Annotated in this window: 13 protein-coding genes; 8 read left to right on the plus strand and 5 right to left on the minus strand. The window is 75.8% G+C overall.

What is annotated here, in order from left to right:
• Positions 1-66 precede the first annotated feature (66 nt).
• On the plus strand, positions 67-1,059 hold the full coding sequence (locus ACFCZN_RS19580) for a hypothetical protein (RefSeq protein WP_430557866.1): 993 nt from the start codon (positions 67-69) through the stop codon (positions 1,057-1,059).
• Between the two features lie 39 nt (positions 1,060-1,098).
• Here the strand turns inward: ACFCZN_RS19580 and ACFCZN_RS19585 are convergent, their stop codons facing one another.
• Together ACFCZN_RS19585 and ACFCZN_RS19590 are read right to left on the minus strand one after the other, a co-directional pair.
• Complete coding sequence (locus ACFCZN_RS19585; protein ID WP_429765448.1) at positions 1,099-1,536, minus strand: hypothetical protein; 438 nt, start codon at positions 1,534-1,536, stop codon at positions 1,099-1,101.
• Between the two features lie 87 nt (positions 1,537-1,623).
• Positions 1,624-2,382 (minus strand): TipAS antibiotic-recognition domain-containing protein, encoded by a 759-nt coding sequence (locus tag ACFCZN_RS19590; protein WP_430557867.1) that lies wholly within the window; start codon positions 2,380-2,382, stop codon positions 1,624-1,626.
• A 107-nt stretch (positions 2,383-2,489) separates the two neighbouring features.
• Here ACFCZN_RS19590 and ACFCZN_RS19595 point away from each other — a divergent pair, with 107 nt between their 5' ends.
• The gene (locus tag ACFCZN_RS19595) at positions 2,490-3,098 is read left to right on the plus strand and encodes a hypothetical protein (protein WP_430557868.1); all 609 of its coding nucleotides are present in this window, start codon (positions 2,490-2,492) and stop codon (positions 3,096-3,098) included.
• Positions 3,099-3,254: 156 nt separating this feature from the next.
• Positions 3,255-4,646, plus strand: coding sequence for a pyridine nucleotide-disulfide oxidoreductase (locus tag ACFCZN_RS19600; protein WP_430557869.1), 1,392 nt, complete (start codon positions 3,255-3,257; stop codon positions 4,644-4,646).
• Between the two features lie 32 nt (positions 4,647-4,678).
• Here the strand turns inward: ACFCZN_RS19600 and ACFCZN_RS19605 are convergent, their stop codons facing one another.
• Entirely contained in the window at positions 4,679-5,557 is an 879-nt protein-coding gene (locus ACFCZN_RS19605) for an alpha/beta fold hydrolase (protein ID WP_429765442.1), read from the minus strand.
• A 283-nt stretch (positions 5,558-5,840) separates the two neighbouring features.
• Here ACFCZN_RS19605 and ACFCZN_RS19610 point away from each other — a divergent pair, with 283 nt between their 5' ends.
• The 4 genes from ACFCZN_RS19610 to ACFCZN_RS19625 all read left to right on the plus strand — a co-directional run bounded on the left by ACFCZN_RS19610 (position 5,841) and on the right by ACFCZN_RS19625 (position 10,219).
• Positions 5,841-6,494 (plus strand): hypothetical protein, encoded by a 654-nt coding sequence (locus tag ACFCZN_RS19610; RefSeq protein ID WP_430557870.1) that lies wholly within the window; start codon positions 5,841-5,843, stop codon positions 6,492-6,494.
• A 157-nt stretch (positions 6,495-6,651) separates the two neighbouring features.
• Entirely contained in the window at positions 6,652-6,975 is a 324-nt protein-coding gene (locus ACFCZN_RS19615; RefSeq protein WP_430557871.1) for a hypothetical protein, read from the plus strand.
• Entirely contained in the window at positions 6,972-9,287 is a 2,316-nt protein-coding gene (locus tag ACFCZN_RS19620) for a hypothetical protein (protein WP_430557872.1), read from the plus strand. The genes ACFCZN_RS19615 and ACFCZN_RS19620 overlap by 4 nt, the downstream gene beginning before the upstream one ends.
• Positions 9,284-10,219, plus strand: coding sequence for a hypothetical protein (locus ACFCZN_RS19625; protein ID WP_430557873.1), 936 nt, complete (start codon positions 9,284-9,286; stop codon positions 10,217-10,219). Before ACFCZN_RS19620 ends, ACFCZN_RS19625 begins: the two co-directional genes overlap by 4 nt.
• Positions 10,220-10,362: 143 nt before the next feature.
• On the opposite strand, the gene ACFCZN_RS19630 is transcribed toward ACFCZN_RS19625, so the two are convergent.
• On the minus strand, positions 10,363-11,682 hold the full coding sequence (locus ACFCZN_RS19630) for a serine hydrolase domain-containing protein (protein ID WP_430557874.1): 1,320 nt from the start codon (positions 11,680-11,682) through the stop codon (positions 10,363-10,365).
• Between the two features lie 286 nt (positions 11,683-11,968).
• On the minus strand, positions 11,969-12,952 hold the full coding sequence (locus tag ACFCZN_RS19635; protein WP_430557875.1) for a hypothetical protein: 984 nt from the start codon (positions 12,950-12,952) through the stop codon (positions 11,969-11,971).
• A 202-nt stretch (positions 12,953-13,154) separates the two neighbouring features.
• Between ACFCZN_RS19635 and ACFCZN_RS19640 the strand changes: the two genes are divergently transcribed.
• Positions 13,155-14,329 (plus strand): IS3 family transposase gene (locus tag ACFCZN_RS19640; protein ID WP_430557876.1). Its coding sequence is split into 2 segments (ribosomal slippage): positions 13,155-13,433 and positions 13,436-14,329, totalling 1,173 coding nucleotides; the frame shifts between segments, so codons are not numbered across the junction.
• The last annotated feature ends 127 nt before the right edge of the window (positions 14,330-14,456 follow it).

Raw genomic sequence — 14,456 nt, forward strand, 5'->3', positions numbered from 1 at the left:
CGCCCGGCGGGTCGTGCACGGCGCGTCCGCGAGGGCCGGCCGGCACGGGTCGGTACCGTCGCCCGGGTGACCCGACTGGTGCTCGTCCACGGCCGTGACCTCGACGGACGCGACCCGGAGTCGCTCGAGGCGGAGTGGCTCGGCGCGCTCGGCGCGGGCCTCGCGGCCGCGGGCTCCCCGCTGCGGCCGACGGACGACGACGCGTCCTTCGTCTACTACGGCGACACCCTGGAGCGGCTGGTCGACGGCGGCACACCGCCCCCGGTGACGGTGCACGCGCTGGCGGCCGACCCGGCCGCGCTCCCCCGGCTGGTGCGCGCCCTGCCGGACGGCGAGCTGCGGTTCGTGCTCGACGTCGCGCGCGAGGTCCTCACGGCCGCCGGGCACCGGCCCGCCGGTCCGTCGTCGCCCGCCGGTCCGTCGCCCGCCCCACCAGCCGTCGAGGCGTCGGTCGTGGCGGAGGGGGTGGTCGGAGACGCCCTCGTCGAGGCCCTCGTCGCGACGCTGGCCCTCGTGGACCGCTACGTGCCCGGCGTCAGCGCCGCCGTCCTGCTCACGCTGACACGGGACGTGTACGCCTCTCTGCACGACGACGTCGTCCGGCGGGTGATCGACGCGGGCCTCGCCGACGCCCTGGCCGACGCGACGTCGGGCGACGAGCCCGCCGTCGTCGTCGCGCACTCGCTCGGCAGCGTCGTGGCGTACTCGGTGCTGACCGCCCGCACGGGCGGCCCGGACGTGCCGCTGCTGCTCACGCCGGGCTCGCCGCTCGGCATCCGGGCGGTCCGGGAGGCGGTGGAGTCCCGCGCGCCGCTGGCGTTCCCCGCGCGGGTGGGGCGCTGGGTGAGCCCCCGCGACCCGCGCGACCTGCTCGCGCTGCACGACCTCACACCCGACGTCTTCCCGCTCCCCGCCGGGTCGCCGACGATCGAGGCCTTGCGCGTGACCAACCGGGCCCCGGGGTTCCACGCCGCGGCCCACCGCCTCGACGACGGCGCCTGGGCGGGCTACCTGGCGCTGCCCGAGGTCGCCGGGCCGGTCGGCGCGGCGCTGACGTAGCGCTCGGTCGTCGTCGTCGCGCAGGACGACGACGAACCGCTACGTCGCGGCGCCCCGCCCGCGGTCCCGCCAGCCAGGGAGCACCCGCTCCAGCGCGTCGACGAGCTCGATCGAGCTGCCGTCCTTGCCGCCCGCGCCCAGGATCATCGGCGGGCGCTGCGGCGCGACGCGCGCGCCGCGCACCCGGTCGAGCAGCGTCAGCGGCGCGGTGAGCACGTAGAACGTGCCGTCGGACGTGACGGCGGCCGTGCGGTCGTGGCGCAGGTACCAGCCGCGCAGCGACGTGCGCGCCGTCCCGCGCCCGCCGTACCCCTTGACCTCGAGCGGCCCGGGCTCCAGCCCGGCGTCCGCCGCGGCCCGGACGAAGTCGCGCAGCAGCGCCTCCGCCTCAGTGTGCTCGGCGTCCTGCCGCGCGCGCAGACGCTCCGCCTGCACGCGTGCCGCCTCCGTGCGCTGCGCCGCCCAGTCGTCGCTCACCGGGGCATCCTCCCACCCTCGCGAGCTGTCAGAACCCTGCAGGGGTCGAGGCCGACGTGGCTCTGACAACTCGCGGGGCAGGGTGGGTCAGAGCTCGCGCTCCGCGTAGACGACGAGGGCGTCGCGCACGAACGTCGCCCCCTCGGTGCCGCCGTAGTTCTTCGCGAACCGCGGGTCGGCCACGTACATCTCCGCCAGGCCCACGACGTACTCCTTCGTCGGCCGTCCGCGGTCGGACCCCGGCGTGCCGGGGATGCCGCCGAGCCAGGCCGCGTGCCGGGCGGCGAGCGCCTGCGCCTCGTCGGACGTCGGGTCGACGCCGCGGCGGGCCGCCTCGCCCCAGGAGTCGGCGAGCTCCTTCGTGCGCGCCTGCCACTCCTTCTGCTTCTCTGCCCCGAGCCCGCGCCACCACGCGTCGCTCTTCGCGTACGCGTCCCCGCCCCAGCGCTCGGTCACCTCCTCCTCGTGCTGCGTGTGGTCGAAGCCGTCGAGCATGTCCTCGGCCATGAGCTGTTCTCCCTTCTCGATCGCGGTCACGGTCCGTTCCACCGACGCGATCCGCCTGGTCAGCCGGTCCTGCTCGGCGCGCAGCTGGTCGAGGTGCCGGCGCAGCGCGCGGGCCTCGTCCGCCTGCTCGTCGAGCACCCGGCCGATGTCGGTCAGCGGCAGGCCCAGGTCGCGCAGCAGCAGGATGCGCTGCAGGCGCCGGACCGCGGCGTCGTCGTAGTGGCGCAGCCCGCCGGTGCCGGTGCCCGACGGCGGCAGCAGACCGATCTGGTCGTAGTGCCGCAGGGTGCGGCTGCTGACTCCCGCGAGCCGGGCGACGTCCTGGATGGAACGGGTCATGACGTCGACGGTAGAGGTTGACGCCACGTCAACCGCAAGGCGGCAGATGAGGACCTTCTCCTCCGCATCTCATGCGGGGGTCACCGACCGCCCGGAGGATCGTCGTCATGAGCAACCGCACCGCACGCCGCCTCGCCGTCCCCGCCGCGCTCGCCCTGGCGCTCGGCCTCACCCTCACCGCCTGCGCCGACGACGACGGCGGTGCCCCCGCCGACGCGCCCGCGACCTCCGCCGCCGAGGACACCGCGACCGACGAGGGCGCGACCGACGACACCACGTCCCCGAGCGCGTCCGCCGCGCCGGAGCACCGCACGGCCGCCGGGCTGCTGGCGATCGCCACCGCGGAGAGGAAGGCGGGCGGCACCGCCTACGCCATCGACGACCCGGACCGCGACAACACCTGGGAGGTCGACGTCGCCACCGGCACGATCAGCGTCGAGGTCGAGGTCAGCGCCGACGGCACCGAGGTGGTCCGGACCCAGGAGGACGACCTCGACGCCGACGACCGCCGCGCGCTGGCCGACGCGACCGTCTTGATCACCCAGGCGATCGAGCGCACGGTCGCGAGGTCCGCCGGCGACCTCGACGACGCGGAGCTCGACGAGGACGACGGCCGCTACCACTGGTCGGTCACGGTGCTGGTGGACGGCGTCGAGACCGACTACCGCGTCGGCACCCAGGACGGGAAGGTCGTCCAGGAGCGCGGCGACGACTGACCCGCCGAGCGAACTGGGCACCGCCTGTCGCACGGCCTGTCGCACGGCCCGTCGCGCGGCCCGGGCGGGCGTCGCCCCGGGCACCCTCAATCACCCCCGGCGCCCGTTGACCGCCCGTGACGCCGGTGGGTCACTGGAGTCATGGCCACTGGAGCGATGGCCCGTTCGATCGACACCGACTACCTGGTCGTCGGCGCCGGGGCGGCCGGGATGGCGTTCGTCGACGCGATCGTCGACCACGACCCGACCGCGCACGCGACGCTCGTCGACCGGCGCACGGCCGCGGGCGGTCACTGGCTGGACGCGTACCCCTTCGTGCGCCTGCACCAGGCGTCGCAGTTCTACGGGGTCGCGTCCACCCGCCTGGGCTCCGGACGCGTCCAGGAGTCGGGTCCTGAGCGGGGGATGCACGAGCGCGCCACCGGCCCCGAGATCTGCGCCTACTTCGCCGGGGTGCTCGAGGAGCGCCTGCTGCCGACGGGGCGCGTCGAGCTGCTCCGCGGCGTCGAGTATCGCGACGGCCTGCTCGTCGACCTCGCGTCGGGGGACGTCGTCGAGCCGCGTGTGCGCCGGCGGGTGGTGGACGCCCGCTACCTCGCCCCGTCCATCCCCGCCGTCGGCCCGCCGCCGTTCGACGTCGACGACGACGCCCGCGTCGTCCCCGCGGGCGCGCTGCCCGACGTCGCGGACGCCGCCGCGTACGTCGTCGTCGGGTCGGGCAAGACGGCGACCGACGCCGTGGTGTGGCTGCTCGGGCGCGGCGTGGACCCGGACGCGATCCAGTGGGTGCGGCCGCGGGACCCGTGGATGCTCGACCGCGCCGCGGTGCAGCCCGACCCGGCCGTCTTCCTGGGCATGGCGGGGACCCTCATGGCCGCGGCCTGCGACGCCTCGTCCGCCGACGAGCTCTTCCTGCGCCTCGAGGACGCCGACGTGATGACGCGCATCGACCCGGCGGTGATGCCGACCATGGCCCGCACGCCGACGCTCGGGCGCTGGGAGCTCGAGCTGTTGCGGTCGGTGACCCGCGTGGTCCGCGACGGGCACCTGCGCCGCGTCGAGGCCCGGCGGCTGGTGCTCGACGGCGGCGAGGTCGCGGTGCCGCACGGCGCGGTCGTCGTGCACTGCGCGTCGTACGGCCTGCACGTGCGCCCGGCGCTGCCCATCTGGGGCGAACGGATCACGCTGCAGTCGGTGCGGGCGGGGTTCCCACCCTTCTGCGCGGCGCTGGTCGGCTACGTGGAGGGCACCCGACATAACCGACCGGATGCCGAGAAGAACGCCCTCTGCCCGCCGACGCCCTACTGGAGCACGCCCGCCGACTGGGCGGCCATGCAGGGCCGCGGCGCGCGGGCGGCGGCGACGTTCATGGCGGACCCGGACGTCGCCGTCTGGGCGCACTCCGTGCTGCTCAACCCCGCCCGCGTGCCGCCCGAGGAGTCCGCACGACCCGAGGTCCGCGCCGCCGTCGAGCGGTACCTCGAGTACGCCCCCGCGGGCATCGCCGGGCTGGAACGGATCGGCCGGGACGCCGGGGGGCGGGTCTGACGGGTCTCGCGGGTCCGACGGCGCGCTCGCCCTCAGCCGGCGAGCACCTCCCGCAGCCGGGCCGCGAAGGCCGCCGGGTCGTTGCCCGGCGACCACTCGTTGGACGCGAAGCCGCCGTGGTCGCCGGGGAAGAGGACGGCGTCGAGGCCGAGCGCCGCGGCCAGTGCCTCTCCCCCGCGGCGCGGCATCGTGCCGGGCCCCTGCTCGCCGACGGCGGGCACCAGCCGCACGGTGGTGCGACGCAGAGCGTCGAGGTCGGGCTCGAACCAGGGCAGGGCCTTCATGTTCCCGTTCAGCAGCAGGTCGTCGCGGGAGCCGTCGTCCGCGGTGGGCAGGCCGAACGCCGCCGGGTCCGGGGCGGGCTGCGCCAGGTAGTCCTCGGTGAGCGGCGCGTCCTGCATGGAGACCTGGATGAACTTCGCCATGGCGGGGCCGAACCCGTCCCGCTGGTACGTCTCGACGATGTCCTGGGTGACCCGGCGCTGCACGTCGCGGTCCTCCAGGAGCGCCCACAGCGGGGGCTCGTGCGCGACGACGGTGCCGAGCTCGCCGGGGTGGTCCGCGATCCACGGCAGCACGTCGACGGCGCCGCCGCTGGACGCGAACACGTCGACGGGCCCGTCCCCGATCAGCGGGCGGGCGGCGGCCACCACACGGTGGAAGTCGTCGGCGTGGAGCTCCACCGAGACCTCGCCGTCGGGGGCGAGCGTGCTCCGCTCCGTACCGCGCGGGTCGTACGTGACGACGGCGCGGTCGTCGAGGTGGCCCGCGAGCTGGACGAACCCCGACGCCGCCATCGGCGAGCCGAGCAGGAACAGCGGTGGGTGCCCGCCGGGGGCGTCGGGGAGTCGGACGTCGTAGGTGAGGACCGCGCCGGGCACGTCCACGGTGAAGGTCTGCTGAGAGCTCATGGGCATGCCTCCGTCGGCATCGAGGGACGCGGCGATCGTGCCGCACCCCTCTGACACGCGCGCGGCGGGAAACTCATCGGCCCCTTGTCAGCGACCTGCGTCGTCCGCCTGCCTGCCCTGCTCATCCCGCAGGACAGGACGGCGGCGCGAGCTGCCAGGGCTTGGAGGCTGCCCCCAGGATCGCGCCGTCCACAGGTGCGCGACCGGCGCATGCCCGCGGCAGCGGCGCGCCGCAGGCTCGGTCCCGGACGCCCGTCCCGCACCCGGAGCCCGAGGAGCCCGAATGCCCGTCGCGACCACACCGCCGCCCCCGCCGCCGGTACCCCGGCCTGCGCGGTTCGTCCCGCCCGAGCTCGTCGACCTGCGATCCGCCTGGAGGCGCGAGCGCGAGCTCGCGTCGCGCGAGGACCACGCGCACCACGGCACCCTCGGCGGGCCGTGCGCGGGCCGCCACGGGTGGTTGCTCGACGACGGGCTCGACGTACTGCTCGAGCCTGTGCTCACCGGCTCGACCACCCCGGGGTTCTACCCGTTCGTCGCGCTCGACGAGCGCACCGCCGCCGGCCTGCTGGAGCGGCTCGACGAGGTGGAGCTCGCGACCCAGCGGCAGAACCTCGGCCCCTCGCTCGGCGCCGTGCTGCGGGCCGTCGTGCGGCACCCCGGCCGGGTCCGTGCGCAGGGGTACGTCGTCGGGCCGCTGCGCTGCGACGAACGGATCACGGTAACGGGGGTGCTGCTCCGGCCGGGCCGGGACGTACGGCTCGAGCCGGGCGGGCCGGAGGACGACGGCGCCGACGTCCTGCGCGCCCTCGCCGGGCTGGGCATCGACGACATGCACGCACCCCCGGACGAGGTCGCGCCCTGGCGGGGGCGACGGCCGGACGACGGAGCGCCTGCGGGAACGGACGAGCCGTGGTTCCGCGCCTGGTGGGACTGACCGTCGGGTGCGGGGCCGTGCCGTGGCGGCGAGCCGCGCACCTCCCGGACCGACCCTGTGGATAACCCCGGGGCGGCCGGGCCCGTCGTCGTTAGCGTCGTCCCCGCGCCACGGCGCAGGCAGGGACGACCCGACGACGGACCAGGACAGGGACGGGATGACGCAGCTCGACCTCGAGACCACGACCCTCGCCGCGGCGGGCACCGACGTGCGCGGTGCCGCGCTGGCGCTCCACGACGTGTCCAGCGGCGTGCTGGTCGCGGCGGCGGCACCTGCCGCGACCGGCGACGCCGGACTGGGGGCCGCCCTGCAGGACCTGGCCGCGGCCTGGCGGGCCGCCCACGAGGCCCTCGGGGACGAGCTCGGGGCGCTCGCCGCCGTGCTCGCCCGTGCCTCCGAGGTCTTCGAGGGCGCGGAGCGCGCGACGACGCACGACCTGGCCGCGCTGCTCGGCGGACCCCGCCCAGGAGACGGCGCATGACGCCCGTCGGCCGGGAGGGCGACGGTCCCGGAGGTCGGCCGGCGCCGCCGGCCGGCGAGCTCTGCCCGCTGCCCGGGAGCCCGCCCGCCCTGGTCGACGCCGCCACCGCCGCGGGTCGCGCCGCGGCCGGTCTCGAGGACGCGCGCACCCGCCTGCTGCGGGTGCGATCGGCGCTCGACGGCCAGCGGAGCACGGCCGTCGAGCGGGCGCGCGAGCGGGTCACGGCAGCGGGCGACGCCGCCCGGACGAGCGGCGGCATGCTCGAGGCGGCGGCCGCCACCCTGCGGCGCCACGCCGCGGTCCTCGGCGACGCGCAGGCAGCGGCGCAGCGGGCGCTCGCCTTCCGTGCGGACGCGCTCGGCCGGGAGGCCCGGTGGCAGGCGGAGGCGGACGAGGCGCGTCGTTCCACGTGGAACATCGCCGCGGCCGGCGGTGCCGCGCCGGGTACCGGTGCGGCGGGCGCGGCGTGGTCCGGCGCACCGGCGCTGCCCGGCGATCCGGCGCACGCGCACCTGCGGCTCGCCGCTGCCGAGCGGGAGCTGGCGGCGGCGCGCGCGGACGTCGCGGCGGCGGAGGCACGCTGGCGCGCGGCCCGGGAGACGAAGGACGAGGCGTCGCGGCGGGCGGCTGCCGCGCTGGCGTCGCTCGCCGACGTCCGCGCGGTCCGCGCGATCACGGCGGCCGGTGCGGAACCGGCCGGCTTCCAGGCCTCCGGCGACGCCGCGCGGTCGGTCGTCGCGCTGCTGCCGCGGGCCACGTCCGGCGGGGACGCCGCGGCACGACGCGCCGTGCGCGACGACCTCCGACACGTCCTGACCGCGCACGCCGACGACCCTGCGTTCTGGGCAGTCTTCTGGGACGACGCCTCCCCCGCGCAGCTCTACGAGGCTCTGATCCCCCGCGGGCCGGGAGCCGCCGACGTCCCCGCCGCGCTCGGGGGCGGCCTCGGCCAGGCCCTGGACGGCGAGCTGGCGCGGGCGCTCGGCGAGGGCATCGGCCTGTGGGCGCAGACGGCGTCGCCCGAGGAGCAGGGCGACCTGGGGCGCCACCTGGTCCGCGACGTCGCGGCCGGCGCGGGTGAGCCGCTCACGCCGGCCGGCAGGGCGGAGGTCGCCGCCGCCCTGCTCCCCGCGTCGCTGCCGGCGGCCGTCCACGCCGGGGCCGACGACGCGCTCGACGCCTGGTGGAGCGAGCGTGCGCCCTTCGACGGGTCGTTCACCGTCCTGGCTCCGGTGGTCGTCGCGGTCGCCGCGGGCCTCGCCGCGCACCCGCGGCTGGCGTTCGACCGGCTCGCGCCCGCCGACGCGGGGCGCGTCGGCCCGTCGGTCTCGCGGTGGCTCGGCAGCGTGCCCCACGCCGGGTGGCCCGACGGCGGCCGCGCCGTCGCGCGCGCCTTCGCCACCGCCGTCGACGTCGGGACGGCGTCCCCCGACCGCGGCGACCAGGCGCGCGCGGCGCTCCTCGTCTCGCACGCGACGGAGGCGTTGCCGGTCGGCCTGCTCCGGACCCCGGGGCTGGCCGACGACGCGGCCGGGTCCGTCGCGCTCGCCTACGAGCCCTACGTCCCGGTCATCGGTGACGTCTCGCAGGCGCAGAGCCCCACGTCCGGCAAGGCCGGCGTCGAACCGGTCCCCGCGCCCGGGGTCGACCTCGACGCCGAGGTGGCGCCCGACCTCGGCGACCGTGTCCCGCTCGTCGTGCAGCCCGAGCTCGACGCCTTCGCCCTCCGCGACGTGATCGGGGCGACGTCCCGCACGCCGGGCGCGGCGGCGGCCTGGCTCGGGGTGACGGACCGCTACACGGAGTGGGTCCTCGAGCAGGCCACCTCGGAGGGCTTCGACGTGGACACGGGGCCTCGTGTCCCCCTGGTCCAGGAAGCCCTGTCCGACATCGGCGCCCTGACGGGCGGGATGCAGGCCGAGACCATCGACATGGCCCGGGCCCAGGTGGACACCCGCGAGACCGTGCTCGCCCTCGCCGGCACGGGCGTCGGCTACCTCAGGTTCGGCAGCAGGGTCGTGACGGAGGCCGTGGGGCTGGCGAGCGGGCCGGCGCTGTCGCTCTTCGACCCCGAGGCCCCGCTCGACGACGCCCGGGAGCGGATCTGGTCCACCGAGCACGGGCTGATCGACCGGTACGCCACCGACCTGTACGACGGCGTGGTCCAGCACGACCTCGGCCTCGGGCTGACCCCCGACGCCGCCGCGGAGCGCAGCTCCGGGCTCAAGCCGGACGGCAACGGCTCCGCTCCCGCCACGCTGTTCGACGCCCCCTTCGACCACCTGTCCGATCCCGCGGGGGACGACCGATGAGCACCGCGATGCGCCGCGTTCTCGCCAACCCCAGCGTGACCCCGCTCCTGGTCGTCACCCTCGTGGTGACGGGGCTGTTCCTCTGGTACCACCTCGGCCGGGACGCGTGGCGGGACTGGCAGCGCGACCGGGCGATCGCCGAGGCCGCCCACTGGAGCCCGGAGCCGTGGGGACTCACCGCGGACGAGTTCCCCGGTCACGACGCGACCGCGCTGCCGGTGGACACGACGCGGATGACGACGAGGCGGCAGCCGGGGTGGAGCGTCTCGGCGGTCATGCACGACCCGCTCGGGCCGCTGTTCGCCGGCGACCTCGCCGGCGTCCGGTTCGCGACCACGGGCGACCGGGTGCTCCCCTGGACGGACCGCGAGGACGGCCTCTACCCGGTGGACGCCACCTCCGGCGTCGACGTGGACGGCGTCCAGGTGATCACGTTCGTCACCGTCTCCCCGGACGGCCCGTACACGCTCGCTGACCAGGGCAGCACGGTGTGGCAGCTGCAGTACGAGGCGGAGAGCGCCGCCGAGCACGGGCTCCACGACGACTCGCTGGTCTGGAACCCGGGCGGCACGGTGCGGTCCGTCCAGTACGTCGGCCGGCTGCCCGACCCCGCCGAGCGGTACCGCATCGAGCTCGACGAGCTCGGGCCGGTCGGCCTCACCATCCAGCAGCGCGGCGCGGACGGCGAGGAGTTCCGCACCACGTCCCTCGCCACGGTCGCGGAGGGGGCGCTGGTGTCGGTCGGTGTGCTCGTGCCCGACGGCCTGGACCTTCCCGCCGACCTCGAGCCGGCGGTGCTGCTGGAGCGGCTGGCGGACGAGGTGCGCGCGGACCCGCCGTCGTTCCCCGCCACGGACGGGACGACCTCGGGCGCTCAGGCCGAGTCGCGCACCACGAGGGAGGTGGGCAGCGTGATCGCGGCGGGCTCCTGACCGTCGACGACCTCCAGCAGCAGCCGCACCATCTCGGCGCTGATGCGCTCGGACGGTACCCGCCACGCCCGAGGGCCAGGCGGCGGCGTTCCGCGCGGTGCAGGACACGGTCGCCGCCGACTGACCGACCGGGGGACGGCCCGTCAGCAGGTGGCGAGCAGCGCGGGCACCAGCGCCGTGCTGAGGTCGGACTCCAGCGACGTCAGGTCACGGCCGGTGAGGGCCACGGTCACCTGGCGCTCGGCGTCCGGCGACGTCAGCGTGATGCTGAGCGTGCCGAACGACGCGCCGTCGTGCCCGTACAGCCACGCGCCCTCCTCGCACGGGTCGGGCAGGCGGTACACGCCGAGGCCGTAGTCGGGCAGCGTCTGGCTGCCGACGGTGCGCGGCGTGAGGACGTCCGTCACGGTCTCCGGCTCGAGCAGGTCGCCCGTCACCAGCGCCTCGGTGAACCGCTGCAGGTCCGCCGTGGTGCTGGTGACGGCGCCGGCCGAGCCGAACAGGCTGGGGTCGAAGCCGTCGAGCCCGTACCACCCGGCACCGAGGTCACCGGTGTACGCGGCCTCGCGGAGGAACGGGCCGCGGTAGCCCGGGTCGTCGGGGTACGCGGAGTGCCACATCCCGGCAGGCTTGAACACGCGCTTCTCGAGGAGCCGCTCGACGTCCTGCCCGGTGGCGTGCTCGAGCGCGAGGCCCAGCAGCACGTAGCCGGCGTTCGAGTACGAGGCGTCGGCGCCGGGCTCGAACAGCCACGGCTGGTCGTCCATCGCGGCGAGGTGGTCCGCCGTCGTGTACTCCTCGCCGAGGACGGCGAAGAACTCGTCGTAGTCCTCCGGGTCGGTCATCCGGCTCGCGGCGAGCGCGCTGAGGTGGTCCGGCAGGCCCGAGCGGTGCGTGAGCAGCAGCTCGAGCGTGACGTCGTCCTCGATGGCGTCGGGGACGACGGCGGCCGCCTCGGGCACGACGTCGACCACCGGGGTGTCGAGCGTCCACGTGCCCCGCTCGACCTCCTGCAGCACGAGCGTCGAGACCATCATCTTGGTGTTGCTCGCCGCGCGGAACCGGTCCTGCGACCGCGCCGGGCCGTGCCCGTCCAGACGCCGCGTGCCGTCGGCGCCGCTCCAGTGCAGGCCCGGGGCGTCGACTCGCCCGACCACCCCGATCGGGACGCCCGCCGCCGTGTCCGCGAGCGCCTGGTCGAGCGCGTCCGTCACGGCGTCGTCCCCGCCCGACGTCCCGCTCGGCGCGCTGAACGTGCGGGCGCTCGCCCGCCGCTCCGCCTCCGCGACGGCGGCGGCGACCGCCCGCGCGACGGACGAGCGGTCCTCGTCGAGCGCGGCCGGCGGCGACGTCGGCGACGGTGGCTCCGGCAGCTCGTCCGCGCCGGCGGGCAGAGCGCCGAGGCCCAGTGCGAGCGCGGCGGCGGTCGTGACGGTCAGGGGCGTGCGCATGCGACGACGCATGGTGTCTCCTTCGTCCTGGGTGTGTCGGTGCTCCCACCCTCGCAGGGCGACCGCCCGGGCGGATCCGTCGGGCGACGGAGATCCGCCGTCGTCGACCTCCACCGTCCGCCGGACGCCGGGGTAGCACGCAAGGCGGCGAGGTAGTACGGGACCTGCCGAGGTAGTACGGGACCTGCCGAGGTAGTACGGGACCTGCCGAGGTAGTACGGGACCTGCCGAGGTAGTACGGGACGTGCCGAGGTAGTACTACCTCGCCCGGTTCAGTACTACCTCGCCCGGTTCGGTACTACCTCGGCGTCCGGGGTACTACCTCGGCGAGGCGGGCGGCGGCCTCGTCGCGGCGGCGGGTGGCGTCGGCGAGGGTGCGCTCGGCGCGCTGTCGGGCGACGACGGCGCCGCGCAGCTCGGCGTCGACGGTCGCGGCCTCCTCCTCCAGCTCGGCGAGGCGGCGGCGGACGGCGTCGCGCTCGGCATCGGTGCGGCGCGCGATCCCCTCGATGCGGCCGACCTCCGCGGCGGCGGCGCTGCCGGCGTCGCGCGCGGCGGCGACGTCGTCCTCGGCGTCGGCGAGCGCCTGCTCCGCCTCCCGCCGGGCCGCCTCCCGCGCGGCCTGCTCCTCGGCCGCCGAGTCGTCGTCCTTCCGTGACGCGGCCCGACGGCGGCCGCCGCGCGCCCCGCCCGGCAGGTCCGGCACGGCGTGCAGGTGCCGCGACGGCGCGCCGTCGTCGTCGACGGGCGCGATGCCGAGCGCGTCCGGGACAGCGACGGCGGACGCGACGTCGGCCCGCCCGATGCCGGTGGCCTGCAGCGGCCCGACCAGCAGCCCGCTGCGGACGGCGCGGCCGGCGTCGGCGTCGATCATCGCGGCGGTGAGCGTGGCTTCCACCTGCGCCAGGACGGCGCCGGACACGGACGCCCCGGCCTCGACGGCGAGGGAGCGTGCCCGCGCCGCGACCGCGGCGACGAGCTGCCGCCGCTGCCGCGTGAGCTCGCGCAGGCGCTTGCCGTCGAGGTCGTCCTGCGCCTCGCGGAACGCGGCGCCGAGCTCGACCACCTGCTCCACCTGGTCGGCGTCGGCGCGCGCGAGGAGGTTGACCACCCACGCCGCCGTCGACGGCTTGCGCAGCCGCTTCACCCGGTCGGCAGCCTCGTCCTCGCCGTCGTCGCGCAGGGCGGCGGCGCGGGCGGCGCGCGCGGGGACGAACTCCGCCGGCTCGAGGCCGTAGAGCTCCCCGGCGACGTCGGTCAGCAGCTCCGCCAGCGTGGGCACCCTCCGAGAATCCGGAACGCAGCACGCCACCGCAACCCCACCCGCGCGAGCTGTCAGGATCAGGGGCAGGTTCCCGTGCACGTGGCCCTGACAACCGGACGCGCGGCGGGTTCAAGCGGTCGTCGCAACACGCGGGACTGCTGCACGGATAGGTGACACCTGACCTGTGGTGCCTGCGGGTGCTGCTGGAAGGATGTGTCCCGTGCCCAGACCCCATCCCAAGGAGTTCCGCGACGACGTCGTGGCCATCGCCCGCCAGGGAGAGACCCCGATCAAGCAGGTCGCGAAGGACTTCGGCATCAGCGAGTCGTGCCTGCGCAACTGGCTGCACCGCGCTGATGTCGAGGACGGCGCGAAGCCTGGCGTGACCGCGTCGGAGTCTGCGGAGCTGCGTGAGGCGCGCAAGCGGGTGCGGCTGTTGGAGCAGGAGAACGAGGTGCCGCGTCGTGCGGCGGCGTACTTCGCCCAGGCGCACCTGCCGGGAAAATGACCTACCCGCTCGTGAGTGAGCTCGCCGTAGCGGGGATCCCCGTCGCGGTGACGTGCCGGGTCCTCAAGCTCGCCCGCCAGCCCTACTACCGATGGCTTGCCAACCCGGTCACCGTCACCGAGCTCGAGCAGGCCTACCTCGCGAACGCCCTGTTCGACGCCCACGCCGACGATCCGGAGTTCGGCTACCGGCTGCTCGGTGACGAGGCCCGCTCGGTGGGCCACGTGGCGTGCGACCGCACGATGTGGCGCCGCTGCGCCGAGGGCGGCTGGTGGTCAGTGTTCGGCAAGAAGCGCGGCTCCAAGGGCGGCAAGAAGCCTGGCCCGCCCGCACACGACGACCTCGTGCGCCGCGACTTCACTGCCAGTGAACCCAACGCCCTGTGGCTCACCGACATCACCGAGCACCCCACCGCCGAGGGCAAGGTCTACCTCTGTGCGATCAAGGACGTGTTCTCCAACCGGATCGTGGGGTACTCCATCAGCGACCGCATGAAGTCCTCCCTGGCCGTGGCCGCCCTCGAGAACGCCGTCGCCAGACGGGCCATCGAGGGTCGTGAAGTAGCCGGCTGCATCGTGCACAGCGACAGAGGCAGCCAGTTCCGAAGCCGGAAATTCCTGGCGGCGCTGCGCGCCCATGATCTGGTCGGATCCATGGGGCAGGTCGCCTCCGCGGGCGACAACGCGGCCATGGAGTCCTTCTTCGCGCTGCTGCAGAAGAATGTTCTAGACCGGCGCCGCTGGACCACCCGTGCCGAGCTACGGATCGCGATCATCACCTGGATCGAGCGCACCTACCACCGACGCCGCCGCCAGGCCCGCCTCGGCAGGTTGACCCCCATCGAGTACGAAGCCATCATCACGACTCAGGTCGCACTCGCCGCCTGACAACCGCTGTCACCTATCCGTGCAGCAGTCCCCGCGTCGTCAGGCTGCCAAGAGTAGGCGGTTGAGTGCTTCGGCGGGCTTGGCCCAGTCGAGGGTCTGGCGGGGGCGGTCGTTCAGCAGCAGGGCG

Origin of the sequence: Isoptericola sp. NPDC056134 (assembly GCF_042264825.1) — a bacterium.
GTDB classification, from domain to species: domain Bacteria; phylum Actinomycetota; class Actinomycetes; order Actinomycetales; family Cellulomonadaceae; genus Isoptericola; species Isoptericola nanjingensis.

What these genes read in the sequence shown, in the direction of transcription:
- ACFCZN_RS19590 (WP_430557867.1), bottom strand. Translation starts at nt 2,382, where the DNA reads ATGACCCGTTCCATCCAGGACGTCGCCCGGCTCGCGGGAGTCAGCAGC.
- ACFCZN_RS19595 (WP_430557868.1), top strand. Translation starts at nt 2,490, where the DNA reads ATGAGCAACCGCACCGCACGCCGCCTCGCCGTCCCCGCCGCGCTCGCC.
- ACFCZN_RS19600 (WP_430557869.1), top strand. Translation starts at nt 3,255, where the DNA reads ATGGCCCGTTCGATCGACACCGACTACCTGGTCGTCGGCGCCGGGGCG.
- ACFCZN_RS19605 (WP_429765442.1), bottom strand. Translation starts at nt 5,557, where the DNA reads ATGAGCTCTCAGCAGACCTTCACCGTGGACGTGCCCGGCGCGGTCCTC.
- ACFCZN_RS19610 (WP_430557870.1), top strand. Translation starts at nt 5,841, where the DNA reads ATGCCCGTCGCGACCACACCGCCGCCCCCGCCGCCGGTACCCCGGCCT.
- ACFCZN_RS19615 (WP_430557871.1), top strand. Translation starts at nt 6,652, where the DNA reads ATGACGCAGCTCGACCTCGAGACCACGACCCTCGCCGCGGCGGGCACC.
- ACFCZN_RS19620 (WP_430557872.1), top strand. Translation starts at nt 6,972, where the DNA reads ATGACGCCCGTCGGCCGGGAGGGCGACGGTCCCGGAGGTCGGCCGGCG.
- ACFCZN_RS19625 (WP_430557873.1), top strand. Translation starts at nt 9,284, where the DNA reads ATGAGCACCGCGATGCGCCGCGTTCTCGCCAACCCCAGCGTGACCCCG.
- ACFCZN_RS19630 (WP_430557874.1), bottom strand. Translation starts at nt 11,682, where the DNA reads ATGCGTCGTCGCATGCGCACGCCCCTGACCGTCACGACCGCCGCCGCG.